The organism is Nitratidesulfovibrio oxamicus (assembly GCF_015731765.1).
GTDB lineage: Bacteria > Desulfobacterota > Desulfovibrionia > Desulfovibrionales > Desulfovibrionaceae > Cupidesulfovibrio > Cupidesulfovibrio oxamicus.
In genome coordinates this window covers 1-14,813 of record NZ_VRYY01000398.1, presented here as the reverse complement: position 1 = coordinate 14,813, position 14,813 = coordinate 1, and the positions used below count along the sequence as shown (strand labels likewise).

Below are 14,813 nucleotides of genomic sequence, written 5' to 3'. Positions count from 1 at the left end.
GCAGGGTGTCCACCACCGCCGGGGGCCACAGCACCGCCAGCCGTCGGGCCAGGGTCTGCCCGGCGGGAAAGCGCAGCACCTCGCGTCCGCCCGCGGTCAGGGTGAAGGCCACGTCGGGCCGGGTCAGGGCCAGCCGCGCGAACAGTTCCTGGGCGCGCTTCAGCTCGGTGGCCTGGGTCTTCAGGAATTTCAGGCGCGCGGGCACGTTGGCGAACAGGTCGCGCACCTCGACGATGGTGCCCCGGTGCAGCGCCGCCGGACCGGCGGACACCACGTGGCCGTGCGCCACCTCTATGTAGGTGGCCTCGCCGGGGGTGCCGTCCCCCCCATCCTGAGCCACCGGGGCGGAGGTCATGCGGAACCGCGACACCGAGGCGATGGAGGGCAGCGCCTCGCCCCGGAAGCCGAAGCTGCCGATGCGTGTCAGTTCCGCGAGGTTGGCCACCTTGCTGGTGGCGTGGCGGGTGACGGCCAGTTCCAGTTCTTCCGCCGGGATGCCGGTGCCGTCGTCGCGCACCATGATCAGCGACTGTCCGCCGTTGTCCAGGGCCACCTCCACGGTGGTGGCCCCGGCGTCCAGGCTGTTTTCCACCAGTTCCTTGACCACGCTGGCCGGGCGTTCCACCACCTCGCCCGCGGCAATCTGGTTGCGCAGGTCTGTGGGCAGCACCTGGATGCGGCGGCGCGTGCCGCGCGCGGGGGCGGGGTGCGTGGCAGAGACTGTGGCGTTGTCGGAAACGGGGGAAGGGGCGGTGTCGTGGTCGTGCGTGTGCATGGTTCCTCTGTAGCCACTCGGGCGGGCAAGGTAAAGCGGCGGCGGTGATGCCTGCGCGGCAGGGGCTTTGGGGGGCGGGTGGGGCCGGGCGGGAATGCCCCTGCGCTGAGGGGGACGGCCCCCGCGCTGGCCAGTCCTTGTTTCCGCCGATTCGGGTGCCCGCCGATCCGGGTTCGCCCCGGCCATGTGTGGTTGCTCGTGCCTGCCCCTGCCCGTGTCGGCATTGGCGACCATCCGCTTGGCCCCCTCCTGCATTTGCCCGGGTGATAGTTGATGACACCCCCGTGCGCCCGGCGGTAGATTGGCGCCATGCAGCCACTTCTTCAGTTCGACGACATGTCGTTCGCGTATGCGTCCGGCACGACAGGGAATGGTGGGGCCAGACCGGGCGCGGGAATCGCATCTCCGTCGGCGCGGCCTGCCGGAGCAACGGTCCGGCCATCCGCCGTCGCGCCAGGCGGCTCCGGCGTGCCTCCGAACCCCGGCCTTGCCCGCGTGAACCTTGCGGTGCACCCCGGCGATTTTGTCATGCTCACCGGGCCGTCGGGCGCGGGCAAATCCACCCTGTTGCGCCTTGCCGTGCGGCTGGAAGAGGCAGACTCCGGGGTGGTCCGATGTGGTGGCCGACCGGTGGCGGACATTCCACCGGCAGAGTTGCGCCGCACTCTTGGCTTCGTGCAGCAGACCCCCACGGTGGGCGAGGGCACCGTGCGCGACAACCTGCTGCTGCCGTTCACCTTTGCGGCCAACAAGGGGCTGACCCCGCCCGACGACACGGAACTGGCCGGGTGGCTGGCCCGTTTCCGGCTGGCCGGGGTGGGGCTGGACGCCACGGCGGCGGCGCTCAGCGTGGGGCAGCGCCAGCGGGTGTGCATTATCCGCACGATGTTGCTGCGGCCTGCCGCCCTGCTGATGGACGAGCCCACCAGCGCGCTGGACCCGGAAAGCAGCGCGGTGGTGGAAGCCCTGACCGAGGAACTGAACGAGGACGGGGTGACCGTGCTCATGGTCACCCACGGGGCCTACCGTCCGGTGCGCCGCCCCTGGCGCGACGTGCGCGTGCAGGACGGCGGGGTGCGCGAAGTGGCGGTGGGTCATCCCGATAGCGCCGCCGCCGCAATGGCCGCCGGAGGTGCCGCATGAACGATCGGCTGGGCATGGCCTACATCCAGATAGGGCCGTGGCAACTGGCCGTGGCCGTGGTGTTCGTGCTGCTGGCTGGCGGGCTGTCGCTGGTGCATCACCTGAAGCTGGAACGCGATCTGGCCATCGGCACGCTGCGCACCTTTGCCCAGCTGTTCGCCATGGGCTACCTGCTGCGCATCCTGTTCGGCCTGCAATCGGCGCTGCTGGTGGTGGGCATGTACATGGTCATGACCTGGTTCGCCGCGCGCATCGTCAAGGGGCGGGTGCGCGAGAAGAGCGTGGACTACTTCATGCCCACCCTGCTGGCGGTGCAGGTGACCTTCTTTCTGGTCACCTTCGTGGTCACGGGGCTGATCATCGGGGCCAGGCCGTGGTGGGAGCCGCAGTACTTCATCCCCATCGGGGGCATGGTGGCGGGCAATTCCATGAACGCGCTGGCCGTGGCGCTGGACCGGCTGTTCTCCGACCTGCGCGCCCACCGGGCAGAGGTGGAAATGCGCCTGTGCCTTGGCGCGGACCGGGACGAGGCCAGCGCCGACATCTTTCGCGAGGCGCTGCGCGCGGGCATGATTCCGTCCGTCAATTCCATGATGGGCGTGGGGCTGGTGTCCATACCCGGCATGATGACCGGCCAGATCATGGCCGGGGCGGACCCGGCGGACGCCGTGCGCTACCAGATAGTGGTCATGCTGATGATAGTGGCATCCACGGCGCTGGCCACATTTATCGTGTTGCATCTGGTGCGCAGGCGTTGCTTCGGGCGCGCGCACAATCTGCTGTTGCGGGCGTAGCGCGGAAAGCGGCGGACGGCCCGACTGGTCTGACTGGTCCGGCCGGGTTCCGGCCAGGGATGCCCGGCTTCCGGACCATGGGGGGCACGGATGAGTCCGCAATGAACGACAGCCACGTCCGATAGGGGCGTGGCCGTCGTTCATTACGGGTCCGGAATCACGCGGCGGGGCCGCGTGACGCTGGTCAGCTGTTGTAGGCGGCTTCGCAGTCATCCACGGGCGTTGCCGCGTCATCCATGGCGATGCGCGCGATCTGGTCCTTGCGCATGAAGACCACGCCCTGGTGGCGCATGGCGTACTGGATGAACCGCTCGACCACGTTGACCACGGACGCCGCGCCGCCAATGCGGTCGTGCATGCTGAACGACATCATGCGACGCCTGCTGCCCGCTTCCATGTACAACTGGTCGAAATCACCCTTGAGCTGGGACAGGAACTGCTCGGGGGTCCAGTTCTTGCCGGAGAAGTTCACGATGTCGTTGTTGCGCAGGGTGTAGGGCACAATGGCGAAGCGCTTGCCGCGCACGTGGGTCACGAAGGGCTCGTCGCGGCTCACGTCGTCGATGTGGTAGAGGAAGTTGAGATCCTGCAGCACCTTCAGCGTGTTAACGCTGCGTCGCAACCAGTTGCAGTTGTAGCCCACCGCGCGCTGGCCGGTAATGGACTCCACGAGGTCCAGCCCGTCCTTCACGAATTGCAGTTCGTCCTCGTAGGACAGGTTCCACTGGTTGGCCCAGGCGATGCCGTGCCCGGCGATTTCGTGCCCGGCGTCGGCAATGGCCCTGGCCACATCCGGGTAGGCCCGGGCGGCTTCGCCCACCATGTGGGACGTCACCTTGATGCCGTACTTGTCCCAAAGGTCGAGCATCCTGTAAACGCCTTCAGCGGCGCCGTACCGGAACCAGCTTTCGGCCGGCAGGTCGGGCACGTTGGCGGGCAGGGGCAGCGCGGAGAAGGGGCTTTCGGCCCCGGCGGGCTGTCCGCCGGTTTCAAACTGCATGGATATGCTGATCACAAGGCGCGAACCGTCCGGCCACGGTGGAGTCTGGGTGCGTTTCATCATGGCATTTGCCTCCGGTGGTTGTAGGTGAGCGGCCAGGAGTGGCCGCAACCACCTGTGTCAGTATAATGCCGTGTCGTCGTGCTGGTGCAGGGTGGCAGGCACGATGCGGTAGTCGCTTTCAAAGACGAGGTTGTGCAACTCTGCGGCGGCGATGGCACGCAGCGTGGGCAGGGCCTCCTTGCCTTCGCTGGCGGAAAAGACATTGAGCGGCCAGTTCCCCACGCTGCGTCCGCGCATGTGGGGATGGTGGAAGCCCCTTCCGTAGAACGCCAGCAGCGTTATGGGCGAAAGCCCGGCGCGTTGCTGTTCCGGCCATTCCAGTGTCCATGCGGCGGTGGTGTCGCCTGCCGGGTGTCGGACGACGCCCGTGGCATTCACGGTTCCGGTGCCCAGCAGCAGGGTCCGGTTGATCTCGCCAAGCGCCTGCCTGGACGCCGGGTCCATGAAGGCAACGGCCTGCAGGAAGAGTTGCTCCTTGTCTGCCCGCGTCACGGCGGCTCCGTGGGTTCCGTCGCGCAGATCGGCGAAGTGTCGCAACAGTTCGCCAAGATATGCCGGGCGCGTGGTGTCTTCATGCGGGTTCGGGTTGGCCATGGCGCGTACCTCCTTGTGTTGCCTCCGACGGTCGACACGACCGGAACCGGGGGCTTGTCCTACAACCTGGTGAGGATGGCTTCCCCGGGCAGGCGGGACTTGGGCAGTTTGGCGTTGAAGTCGTCCGCCGCGCGGTAACCCAGCGGGACGAGCACCGAACTGGTGCAGCCGATGGTGCGCAGATCCAGTTCCTGGTCCAGGATGCGCTGGTCGAAGCCCTCCATGGGGCAGGCGTCAATGCCCAGCAGCGAAACGGAGTACAGCAGCGTGCCCAGGGCAAGGTACACCTGCTTTTCCATCCAGTGCTGCACGTCGCGCAGTTCAAAGCGGTGCATGTTGACGAAATACGAGCGGCCGCCGTGCTGTCCGTCGCGGGTCGCCGCGTCGTGGAACCGGCCGTCCTTGTCTTCCTGGGCGAGCACGGCCTGCAGGTGGGCCTCGTCGACGTTGTTGCGCGTGCAGAACACCACGACGTGCGAGGCGTTGAGCACCTTGGGGGCATTGAACGAGTAGAAGCCGGTGGTCGCCTTGGCGATGCGCTCCTTGCCCTCGTCGGTGCCGGCGATGAAGAAGTGCCACGGCTGGACGTTGGTGGACGAGGGGCTGAAGCGCAGCAGCGTTTCGATCTGGGTGACCTGATCCTGCGGAATGCGGCGTGCGGGGTCGAATGCCTTCGTGGTGTAGCGGGCTTTTGCGTACTCATCGATATGCATGGGGATGTCCTCTCGGGTAAACGGGGTTGATGGACTGGGGCTGGCAGGTGTGCATTTCCGGGTCCTGCCGGTCGTCGCCTTCACCTTGCGGTGCCCCTTGGTTTTGCGTGCTACCAATCTTCTAGTAGATAGGTTTTGTAATTAAATGAAAAGAATCATTTTTTACGAATGGACTCAATGAATACTTCGACGGAATTTTCGAATGCTTCAAGGTTTCCGCTACACCGCGCCTGTATCTGCGCCCCCAGCAGCGTACTGTGGAACGCCTGTGCGATTTCCCTGCTGCTTCTTTTGCCAGGGACGATCTCGCCAGCGTCGATCCCCATCTGTACAGCCCGTGCGAACGTGCCAATGGTTTCCGACGCGGACACGTTGAGCGCCGCGCGTACGTCATCTCCCAGTGTCGCGAATTCCGTGCTGAGAATGCCGATAAGGCACATTTTCCCCATGCGCACACCCTGTTCGTAAAGACCGGCTATGGTTTGCAGTTTTTCAATGCTGGTCAGATCGGAACCAACGATTTCCTGGAATTTGTTTCCGTAGATTTCGCGGCTCTGTGCGATGAGCGAGAGGATCAGGTCTTCCTTGCGGGGAAAATGATGATGGATGCTTGCCGTGGTAATGCCAATGATCTTGCTGAGGTCGGCATAACTCATGGCGTTGACGCCAACGCGCTGTATGATGTTTCGGGCGGTTTCGAGAAGTTCGCCCTTACGGTTGATCGTCTTTTTCATGCTGCCTATCTATGAGATGGTAGGCATGGTGTCAAGGTTACTGCCCGGGGATTTTTTGCGGAAGGGTGGGCCGGTTTGCCCGGAAGCCTGTGAGAGAAGGGCCAAAGCGGGCATGGCAAGAACTTGGCGGGGATGTTTTGGGCGCCGTGCTCCCGGCTTTCCGGCATCCGCCATGGCGCGCTGGCGACGTTTATCGTGCGGCATCTCGTCTACAGGCGTTGCTTCGGACGCGCGCATAACTTACTGTTGAAGACATAGCCCATGGAACAGGCGGACGGCCCGTCAGGTGGCGGTGACGGTTACGGACGGTCACCGGCGATGTCGAACGCCTGCCATGGAGAGCTGCACGGGAACAATCGGGAGGACGAGCGACCAACGATTCCGCGACCATCAAAAGGTTCGGCACGAGCCGGGCACAAGCCAGGGAGGAACGCCATGCGCCAGATTGATCGCATTGATCGCGTTGTTGAGCGGCAGCCCCACGTGCCATCGCAGCCGAAAGGCTATGACCCTGAACTGATGTTTGTGGAATGCGCCCGTTGCGGCAGGCCGGTGATGTGGGAACATGGCCGCGCAACCGTTGTACTGCATGGCGTGGGCGTAAACGCCGCCGACATTGACGAGCATTGCATGATCGTCACCGACGGCTGCGCGCACTGCCACCCGGAAGAAGACGAGTACCGTCTGAAGGTCATCCGCCTTAGCGAGATCGTGTACCGCGACCTGCTGCGTGATGGTGAACCCATGGGTCACGCCTGAGCGCAGCACTGGATTGACGGAGTGCCTGACCCGGCATGCGCCGCCACCGGACAGCCGAGGGGTGGGCATGGGGCCAGGACGGAGCATTGAGCGATTGCACGGCCCCCCGGCAGGCGTCCGGTCAGGCCAAAGGGCCACGGCCTGCTGGGGCACAGCGAGAGGACTAGGCACGAGGACTCCAGACACGAGAGGCCCGGACACGAAAAGGCGGGGCACCGGAGTGCCCCGCCACCAGAGGTTTTGACGGGTTCGCAACCCCTCCCGGTTGCCCCGCTGCAAGGGATCGATTCCTTTCCGCAACGGATATAACGCATGATGGCCGCGTCCCAATGGGATGCGGCCGTCATTGCGTGTATGGGCGGGTGAAAAAATGAGGAGGCGTTGCCTACTTCCGGTACCGGGCTTCCAGTTCTTCCCCGGCCTTTTCCGCGTCGGCCTTCATCTTGGCGCGGGCGGCGGCAAGGCGTTGCGACAGGGCCGGATCGGCCAGGGCCAGGATTTGCGCGGCCAGCCAGGCGGCGTTGCGCGCGCCTGCCTTGTCCAGCGCCACGGTGGCCACCGGAAAGCCGGGGGGCATCTGCACCGTGGCCAGCAGGGCGTCCATGCCGCCAAGGGCGGATGCCGCCACGGGAATGCCGATGACCGGCTTCTGGGTGCGCGCGGCCACGGCCCCGGCCAGGTGGGCGGCCATGCCCGCCGCGCAGATGAACACCTGGCAGCCTTCGGCTTCAAGCTTGGTCACCAGCCGTTCGGTGCGTTCCGGGGTGCGGTGGGCGGAGCTGACGGTGAACAGGTAGGAAATGCCCAGGCTGTCGAGCACTTCGGTGCACGGGCGTACGGTGTCCTCGTCCGAGGCGGAGCCCATGAAAACGGCAACCTTGGTCATGCGGATCTCCTGTTGTCGATAAGGGTTCGGTAACCGGGCGGTCCGTGCCGCCGTGAACCGGTTCAATCCGGACTGGTATCTGTTGGACGGCGTGGCGAAACGCCCGGGCAGTGCCGGAAACGTCGTGCGTGCCCCATGCCGCCCCATGCCGCCCCATGCCGTCCGATGTCGTCCCCTGCCTACCCGTTCCGGTTCGGTCAGGTCCGCTCAGGTCCGGTCAGATTCGGTCGTGCCCGGTTGGCCCCGGTTTCTTCGGTCGAAGCCAGCGGGACCGGGCCGGACTGGCTCAATCGATCGGGGCCGGGTGGCGGCTCGCCGCTCCCGGCCCTTTCTTGCAGATGTACCCGCGCGCTGGGCTACGCCCCGCGCTTCAGGCCCTTTGCGCCGATGTCGCTGCGGTAGTGGGCATTGTCCATGCGCACTTTCGCCACGGCCTTGTAAGCCAGCGCCTGCGCGTCGGCCAGGGTGTCGCCAAGGGCGGTGACGCACAGCACGCGTCCGCCGCGCGACACGGAAGCGCCATCGCGCTGTTCGGTGCCCGCCTGGAACACCTTCACCGGGCCCAGCGCCTCGGCATCTTCGATGCCGGAAATGGTCATGCCCTTGGCATAGTTGCCGGGGTAGCCCTTGGCCGCCATGACCACGCCCAGCGCGGTTTCGCGCTTCAGGGGCAGGGTGGTTTCGTGCAGGCGGCCCTGCGCGCCCGCCACCATGATGGCGGCAAGGTCGCCGTCAAGGCGCATCAGCAGCGGCTGGCATTCCGGGTCGCCGAAGCGGGTGTTGAATTCCAGCACCATGGGGCCTTCGGCGGTCATCATCAGCCCCGCGTACAGCACCCCGGTGAAGGGGTGGCCGCGTTTGATCAGTTCGCGCAGCACGGGGCGGATCACGAGGTCGATCATTTCCCCGTAGCGCGATTCGGGCAGCACCGGGGCGGGGCTGTATGCGCCCATGCCGCCTGTGTTGGGGCCTTGGTCGTTGTCGAACACGGCCTTGTGGTCCTGCGCGGAGGGCAGCGGAAGAACCGTTTCGCCGTCACACAGGCACAGGAAGGAGGCTTCCTCGCCCGCCAGCGCGCTTTCCACCACCACGCGGTCGCCTGCGTCGCCAAAGGCGCGCCTGACCATCATGTCGTCCACGGCTTCCAGCGCCTCGTCCACGGTGCGGGCCACCACCACGCCCTTGCCGGCTGCAAGGCCGTCGGCCTTGACCACCACGGGCGCGCCGTTCTGGCGGATGTAGGCACGGGCCGCATCGGCATTGTCGAACACGCCGAACGCGGCGGTGGGCACGCCCGCCGCGCGCATGACTTCCTTGGCGAAGGCCTTGCTGCCTTCCAGTTGCGCGCCGTAGGCGTCGGGGCCGAAGCAGGGCACGCCCGCCGCGACCATGGCGTCCTTGATGCCCAGCACCAGGGGCAGTTCCGGGCCGGGCACCACGAGGTCGATCTTTTCATCCAGCGCAAAGCGCACCAGCGCGGGCAGGTCGCCGTCGGAAATGGGCACGTTGGTGCCTTCCAGAGCGGTGCCGCCGTTGCCGGGCGCGATGAAGATGTCCTTGACGAGGGGGCTCTGGCGCAGCTTCCAGGCCAGGGCGTGTTCACGCCCGCCGGATCCGACGATGAGTATCCGCACGGTGGGCCTCCTGATGCGGCAAGGGGTGATGATGCGGGGGCCGCGCGGCGGCTGGCCGGGGTTTTCCCCCGCGAGGATTCGTGATAGCTCTCTTGTGCGCCCGGATTGTATACAATATGCGGGCGCCGTGCGATGCCGTGTTCCGGCGCCTTGAAGACCGGCTGCGACCACCATCTGCGGCGATGATGCGCACGGGCCGCCGTGCCCGCAGGGAGCAGGGGGGGGCGCAGCCTGCGGCAAGCAACCGGCGGCTTTCCGGCGGGTTGCCGATGTCCCGGCACAAGGGGGCTGGCCGGTGCGTTGCGTGGGCCTCAGATACAGGCTTTTGCGCCGCCGCACAAGCCGCGCCGCCCGTTCGCCGCTCGTTCGACCCAGGCCCGGTGCAGGTCGGGAACCCGGCCCCAGCCCGGCCCCAGCCCGGCCCCATGTCCGGTCCGGTTCGCGGTTTCGTCCGGTTCACTGTCCGGCCCCGTTCGACCACGTTCCGTTTCGTGTCGCGTTCATATATTCCGCCGTCCCCAGGAGTCCGCTTCCATGTCGCAGCAACGCTTCCTGCCCCATCTCGACCCCGAAACCCTGCATCGCGTGCAGACCGAGGGCCTGCGCTGGACCGTGCGCCACGCCTACGCCAACTGCCCGGCCTACAAGCGCAAGTTCGACGCGGCGGGCGTGCACCCCGACGACATCCGCACCCTGGACGACATCGTGCGCCTGCCCACCGCCAGCGTGGAAGACCTGCGCGAGGGCTACCCCCTGCCGCTGCTGTCCGTGCCGGAAAGCGACGTGGTGCGCATCCATGCCTCGTCGGGCACCACGGGCAAGCGCAAGATCCTGGCCTACACCCAGAACGACGTGGACACCTTTGCCCTGCAGATGGCCCGTTGCTACGAACTGGCGGGCCTTACCCGCGAAGACCGCGTGCAGATCGCCGTGGGCTACGGTCTGTGGACGGCGGGGGCCGGGTTCCAACTGGGATCGGAGAAGTTCGGCGCGCTCACCGTGCCGGTGGGGCCGGGCAATCTGGAAATGCAGTTGCAGTTGCTGGTGGACATGGGCGTGACCTGTCTGGGGTCCACCGCCTCCATGGCCCTGCTGATGGCCGAGGAAGTGGAGCGCAACGGCCTGCTGGACAAGGTGAAACTGCGCAAGGTGATATTCGGCGCGGAAACGCACAGCCCGCGCATGCGCGCCGCCTTCGAGCAGAAGCTGGGGCTGACGGGCAGCTACGACATCGCGGGCATGACCGAAATGTACGGCCCCGGCACCGGGCTGGAATGCGATGCGCGCGAGGGCCTGCACTACTGGGCCGACCTGTTCGTCATCGAGATACTGGACCCGGCCACCCTGCAACCGGTGGCCCCCGGCGAGGTGGGCGAGATGGTGGTCACCTCGTTGCGCAAGGAAGCCTCGCCGCTGGTCCGCTACCGCACCCGCGACCTGACGCGCATGCTGCCCGGCCAGTGTTCGTGCGGGCGGTGCATCCCCCGGCACGACCATATCCTGGGCCGTTCGGACGACATGATCATTTTCCGGGGGGTGAACATCTACCCCGGCCAGATCGCTGACGTGCTGCACGAATTTCCGGTGCTGGGGTCCGAGTACCATATCCAGCTCACCCGCACCGATGGCCGCGACGCCATGCTGCTGCAGGTGGAACGGCAGGAAGGCGCCACGGCGGATGCCGACGCGGGTCTGGTGCGCGAGGTGGGCGACCGCCTGCACAAGAAGCTGATGGCCCGCGTGGCCGTACAGGTGGTGGACCCCGGCGTGCTGCCGCGTTCGTTCGGCAAGTCCAAGCGGGTGACCGATCTGCGCATGGCCGACGGGTAGGGGCACCCCTCATGGGGAAACAAGCCTTGCATGCAGTCCTGCAAGAGGTTTTGCAATGCACAAGGGCACACCGATGGTGTGCCCTTTTTGCTTCTCCTGCGTTCCGGCGCGCCCTCACGTGCCTGCGATCCGGCTACCCTGCCGTGTCCCGCTAGCTCAATATCCGGCTTGCCCACACCTGGGCATCGATGTTGCTGTGGGCCACGTCCATGGGTGAAAAGCCCAGCTTCGCCATCAGCGGCAGCGCCTCGTCCCAGGCGCCGCGCTCCAGCAGCACGGCCAGTTGCAATTCGTCGTGCATGGGCGAAGGCTCGCCGGAAAGGGCGGCCTGAAAGTCCGCGTCCAGCGGCAGGTGGGCCAGCAGCACGGGCATGGGGATGCCCAGCAGCGCGTCCAGTTGCGACAGCAGCCCCAGCAGGAACATGGATTCCGGTGCATGGGTGCAGGTGCGCACCAACCCGCACAGCAGTTCCAGAAAACGCGCGCGGGTCACGGCCAGCCGCATGGCCTCGGCCGGGGCGGCGCTGCCCGCCGCGTCGGCCAGGGTGATCACCAGCAGCCACTTGCGCAGCGTTTCGAAGCCCAGCAGCGATGCCGCTTGCTGGATGGAGGTCACTTCCTTCAGCAGGGCGAACCACGCGGAGTTGATGTACCGCAGCAGGCGGTAGGTAAGGCCGGGGTCCACGGTTACGGCGCGCACCAGTTTGTGCGGGTCGGCCTCTCCGGTCAGCGACTGCATCAGGTGCAGGCGCGAGGTCTGGGCCGACGACAGGGTGCGCCCCGGCACTATGACCGGCCTGGCGAAGTGGTAGCCCTGGAACAGGGTGTACCCCAGCATGCGGCACTGGTCGAACATGGCCTCGTTCTCCACCTTTTCCGCCAGCAGCATGGCGTGGTGGCTCTTGCGCAGGGTGACCGTGAGCGCGGGCAACTCCGCCGGGGGCACGCCCAGCACGTCCACCTTGATGATGTCCGCCAGCCCCAGCAGCGGCAGGGCCTGGTCCTGCCCCACGAAGTCGTCCACGGCCAGCCGGTAGCCCGCGCGTTTCAGGGTGTGCAGGGCCTCCACCAGTTCCGGCGTGGGCTGCACCGTTTCAAGGATTTCGGGGATGCACCGGTCCGGCGGCAGCACCTCTGCCGCGCCGGACAGCAGCAGGCCTTCGGGAAAGTTGATCAGGAAGGGGGTGACGCCGGGTATGGTTTCGCTGGCGATGGCGTAGCCGTCGGCGATGACGGAGGCGGTGGCCGCATCCGGATCGTCGATGCGCGCGGGACCGCTGGGGCTGTTGCGGAACAACAGTTCATGCCCCCACAGCGCCCCCGAAGCATCGAAGATGGGCTGTCGGGCGATGAAGATGGTGGGCTGCTGCGAGGGATTCTGGGCCTGCATGGGTGCGGGCTCCGCCCCGCGTGCGCGTTGAGCATTGACGGCGGCACACCTGCGGTCCGTCCCGTGGTTCATGGATGGCGGCACACCTGCGGCCCGTCCCGTGGCCTGAAGCTGGCATTCCAGTATGGCAGGTGCGGCAGTCTCGGGCAAGGGGGCGATACCCCCAGGGCCTACGGAAAGGAGTACAGCAACATGGGGGCGGCCCTGCATTGCGCCGAAGGGGGATGCTGCGGCACTTCATTCATGCGCCCTTGCGACACCGCGACGCCATGTGGGTAGTTGTTTTTTGCAGCGAATATACGTAGATGCAAAGGATCGTCGCTCCGGCGGCAGCAAGGGAAAGGGAGGAGGCACCGGTGCTCAAGAAGATCTCCACGCGGGATCTCAAACCCGGCATGTACGTGGTGGACATGGGCCTTTCGTGGCTCGAGAACCCGTACCTGTACAGCCAGGTGGGGGTTGTCGGCTCCGAGGGCGACGTGCTGCGCATCCAGCGCGAAGGCTTCATGGAGGTCTTCGTGGATACGCGCCGTTCACTGGGGGGTGACGGCACCGACGGCCTGAGCGATGAAGAAGCCATTTCCGCCGAACTGGCGCGAGACCTTGGCGACGAGGATCCGCTGGCTCCCACCGTGCCTCTTGCGGAAGAAATGCCCCTAGCCCGCGCGCTGTACGACGATTCCGTGGGCTTCGCGCGTAAGGCCATGGAAGTCATGCGCCAGGACGGCTTCGTGGACGTGCAGGCCGCCCAGCCCATGGTCGAGGGCATCCTTACCAGCGTCACCCGCAACGCCAGCGCGCTGCTGGGCCTTTCCAAGCTGCGCTCGGTGGACGAATACACCTACACCCATTGCATCAACGTGGCCGTGCTGGCCGTGGTTTTCGGTCGGCATCTGGGCTTTGGCGACATCACCCTGAGCCGGGTTGGCCTGGCCGGGTTGTTTCACGACCTTGGCAAGGCCCGCGTGCCCGACACCATCCTGAACAGCCCGCGCCGCCTGACGCCCGAAGAGTTCAACGTCATGAAGCGCCACCCCGAACTGGGGTGGGAACAGGTGCGCGACAATCCCGCGGTCTACGACGAGGTGCTGACAGGCATGCTGGAGCACCACGAGAAGTACAACGGCCTCGGCTACCCGCGCGGACTCAAGGGCGAGGAAATCAGCATCATTGCCCGCATCCTGGCCGTGGTGGATGTGTACGACGCCCTTACCAGCCGCCGGGTGTACAAGGCGGCCATGCTGCCGCACAAGGCGTTGGGCCTGATGTACGGCATGCGCGGGCAGGATTTTCATCCCGGCTTCGTGGAGCGGTTCATCCGGTGTCTCGGGATATACCCCGTGGGCAGCGTGGTGGAACTGAATACCGGCCAGCGCGGCGTGGTCAGCAAGGGCAATGCGCGCGAACCGCTGCTGCCGGAAGTGATCGTGGTGCGCGACCCCAAGGGTCGCCCGGCTCAGTATCGCAGGCTGGACCTTTCCGGCCAGGCCGCCGTGAAGGTGGTGGCCTGCCTGGACCCGCGCGATGCGGGCATAGACCCCGGCCAGGTGCTGGGCGTCTCCTGACCGGCGGGCCGCTGACGCGGCTTTGCCGGGGCTTGTCAGCCACCGTCTCGTGCATTTTGCTTTTCGTTGCTGACGCCATGTCGTGAACAACGCCGGGGCGCTCCTTTGGGGGTGCCCCGGTTCGGTTTGCTGCCGGGCCCGTTTGCGCCGGGCCCGCGCGTTGCCCGTTTCGTTCGTCCCCGATTCAGTGATGCCCGGCGTTCGCGATGTGACGTGCGGGTGCTGGCGCCCGGGTGCCGGAAGGGGCGGGGGGTCAGGCGGTTATCTGCACGATGAGCGCCTGCAACCGGTCGGCCTGCTGGCGCAGCCCGTCCACGGCGCTGGCCGCCTCGTGCATGCCCTCGGCCATGCCCTCGGCCACCTCGCGGATGACGTCGATGGCCATGGCCGCCCGGGCCGCCTGTTCGGCCTGCAGGCCCGCCCGGTCGGCAATGGAGCCCACCTCGTCGGTGGTGGCCCCCACCAGATGCACGATGCGCTCCAGCGCCGCGCTGGATTCACCCGCCAACTGCGCGGTCTCGTCGATGGCCCCGCCCGATGCGTCCACCCGGTTCATGCTGTCGCGCACCCCGTGCTGGATGGCGGTGATGGCGGCATGCACCTCGCTGGTGGCCTGCATGGTCTTTTCGGCAAGCTTGCGCACTTCGTCCGCCACCACGGCGAATCCGCGCCCGGCGTCACCGGCGCGGGCCGCCTCGATGGCGGCGTTCAGGGCCAGCAGGTTGGTCTGGTCGGCTATGTCGGCGATGACGGCCATCACCCGTCCGATGGATTCCGCCTGCCCGCCCAGTTCGCGCATGCCGCCGCGCAATTCCTCCGACCGCTCCACCACCCCGCGCATGGCCTCGCGCATGCGGCGCACCTTGTCGGAGCCAGCCCGCGCCTCGTCCACGGCGCGTTCCGCAGCATCCGCGGCGCGTCCGGCAAGGCGGG

At 66.7% G+C, this 14,813-nt stretch carries 14 protein-coding genes; 5 read left to right on the top strand and 9 right to left on the bottom strand.

The features are described from left to right. Positions 1-775 (bottom strand): DNA mismatch repair endonuclease MutL (gene mutL, locus FVW20_RS12875; RefSeq protein ID WP_196609933.1); only part of this gene is annotated, 775 nt, incomplete at its 3' end. Between the two features lie 468 nt (positions 776-1,243). On the opposite strand from mutL, the gene FVW20_RS12870 reads away from it, so the two are divergent. Both FVW20_RS12870 and FVW20_RS12865 read left to right on the top strand, forming a co-directional pair. Continuing rightward, on the top strand, positions 1,244-1,918 hold the full coding sequence (locus FVW20_RS12870) for an ABC transporter ATP-binding protein (protein ID WP_307831528.1): 675 nt from the start codon (positions 1,244-1,246) through the stop codon (positions 1,916-1,918). Then, on the top strand, positions 1,915-2,712 hold the full coding sequence (locus tag FVW20_RS12865) for an ABC transporter permease (RefSeq protein ID WP_196609931.1): 798 nt from the start codon (positions 1,915-1,917) through the stop codon (positions 2,710-2,712). Before FVW20_RS12870 ends, FVW20_RS12865 begins: the two co-directional genes overlap by 4 nt. Positions 2,713-2,896: 184 nt before the next feature. Here the strand turns inward: FVW20_RS12865 and FVW20_RS12860 are convergent, their stop codons facing one another. The 4 genes from FVW20_RS12860 to FVW20_RS12845 form a co-directional block, all read right to left on the bottom strand. After that, complete coding sequence (locus FVW20_RS12860) at positions 2,897-3,775, bottom strand: polysaccharide deacetylase family protein (RefSeq protein WP_196609930.1); 879 nt, start codon at positions 3,773-3,775, stop codon at positions 2,897-2,899. Positions 3,776-3,832: 57 nt separating this feature from the next. Beyond that, positions 3,833-4,369 (bottom strand): hypothetical protein, encoded by a 537-nt coding sequence (locus FVW20_RS12855; RefSeq protein WP_196609929.1) that lies wholly within the window; start codon positions 4,367-4,369, stop codon positions 3,833-3,835. A 59-nt stretch (positions 4,370-4,428) separates the two neighbouring features. Further along, positions 4,429-5,082, bottom strand: coding sequence for an oxygen-insensitive NAD(P)H nitroreductase (nfsB, locus tag FVW20_RS12850; protein WP_196609928.1), 654 nt, complete (start codon positions 5,080-5,082; stop codon positions 4,429-4,431). A gap of 155 nt (positions 5,083-5,237) precedes the next feature. Beyond that, on the bottom strand, positions 5,238-5,816 hold the full coding sequence (locus FVW20_RS12845) for a TetR/AcrR family transcriptional regulator (protein WP_196609927.1): 579 nt from the start codon (positions 5,814-5,816) through the stop codon (positions 5,238-5,240). Positions 5,817-6,251: 435 nt separating this feature from the next. On the opposite strand from FVW20_RS12845, the gene FVW20_RS12840 reads away from it, so the two are divergent. Beyond that, the gene (locus tag FVW20_RS12840) at positions 6,252-6,575 is read left to right on the top strand and encodes a hypothetical protein (RefSeq protein WP_196609926.1); all 324 of its coding nucleotides are present in this window, start codon (positions 6,252-6,254) and stop codon (positions 6,573-6,575) included. 385 nt (positions 6,576-6,960) lie between these two features. Here the strand turns inward: FVW20_RS12840 and purE are convergent, their stop codons facing one another. Together purE and purD are read right to left on the bottom strand one after the other, a co-directional pair. Then, positions 6,961-7,461, bottom strand: a complete 501-nt coding sequence (purE, locus tag FVW20_RS12835; protein WP_196609925.1) for a 5-(carboxyamino)imidazole ribonucleotide mutase — start codon at positions 7,459-7,461, stop codon at positions 6,961-6,963. A gap of 356 nt (positions 7,462-7,817) precedes the next feature. Further along, positions 7,818-9,095: a phosphoribosylamine--glycine ligase gene (gene purD / locus FVW20_RS12830; protein WP_196609924.1), complete on the bottom strand. Its 1,278-nt coding sequence runs from the start codon at positions 9,093-9,095 to the stop codon at positions 7,818-7,820. 534 nt (positions 9,096-9,629) lie between these two features. On the opposite strand from purD, the gene FVW20_RS12825 reads away from it, so the two are divergent. Then, entirely contained in the window at positions 9,630-10,925 is a 1,296-nt protein-coding gene (locus FVW20_RS12825; protein ID WP_196609923.1) for a phenylacetate--CoA ligase, read from the top strand. A gap of 151 nt (positions 10,926-11,076) precedes the next feature. Here the strand turns inward: FVW20_RS12825 and FVW20_RS12820 are convergent, their stop codons facing one another. Next, entirely contained in the window at positions 11,077-12,315 is a 1,239-nt protein-coding gene (locus tag FVW20_RS12820) for an EAL and HDOD domain-containing protein (RefSeq protein WP_196609922.1), read from the bottom strand. A 356-nt stretch (positions 12,316-12,671) separates the two neighbouring features. On the opposite strand from FVW20_RS12820, the gene FVW20_RS12815 reads away from it, so the two are divergent. Then, positions 12,672-13,880, top strand: coding sequence for an HD-GYP domain-containing protein (locus FVW20_RS12815; RefSeq protein WP_196609921.1), 1,209 nt, complete (start codon positions 12,672-12,674; stop codon positions 13,878-13,880). A gap of 253 nt (positions 13,881-14,133) precedes the next feature. Here the strand turns inward: FVW20_RS12815 and FVW20_RS12810 are convergent. Continuing rightward, positions 14,134-14,813, bottom strand: a 680-nt coding sequence (locus FVW20_RS12810; protein ID WP_231039085.1) for a methyl-accepting chemotaxis protein, incomplete at its 5' end; no start/stop codon positions are given.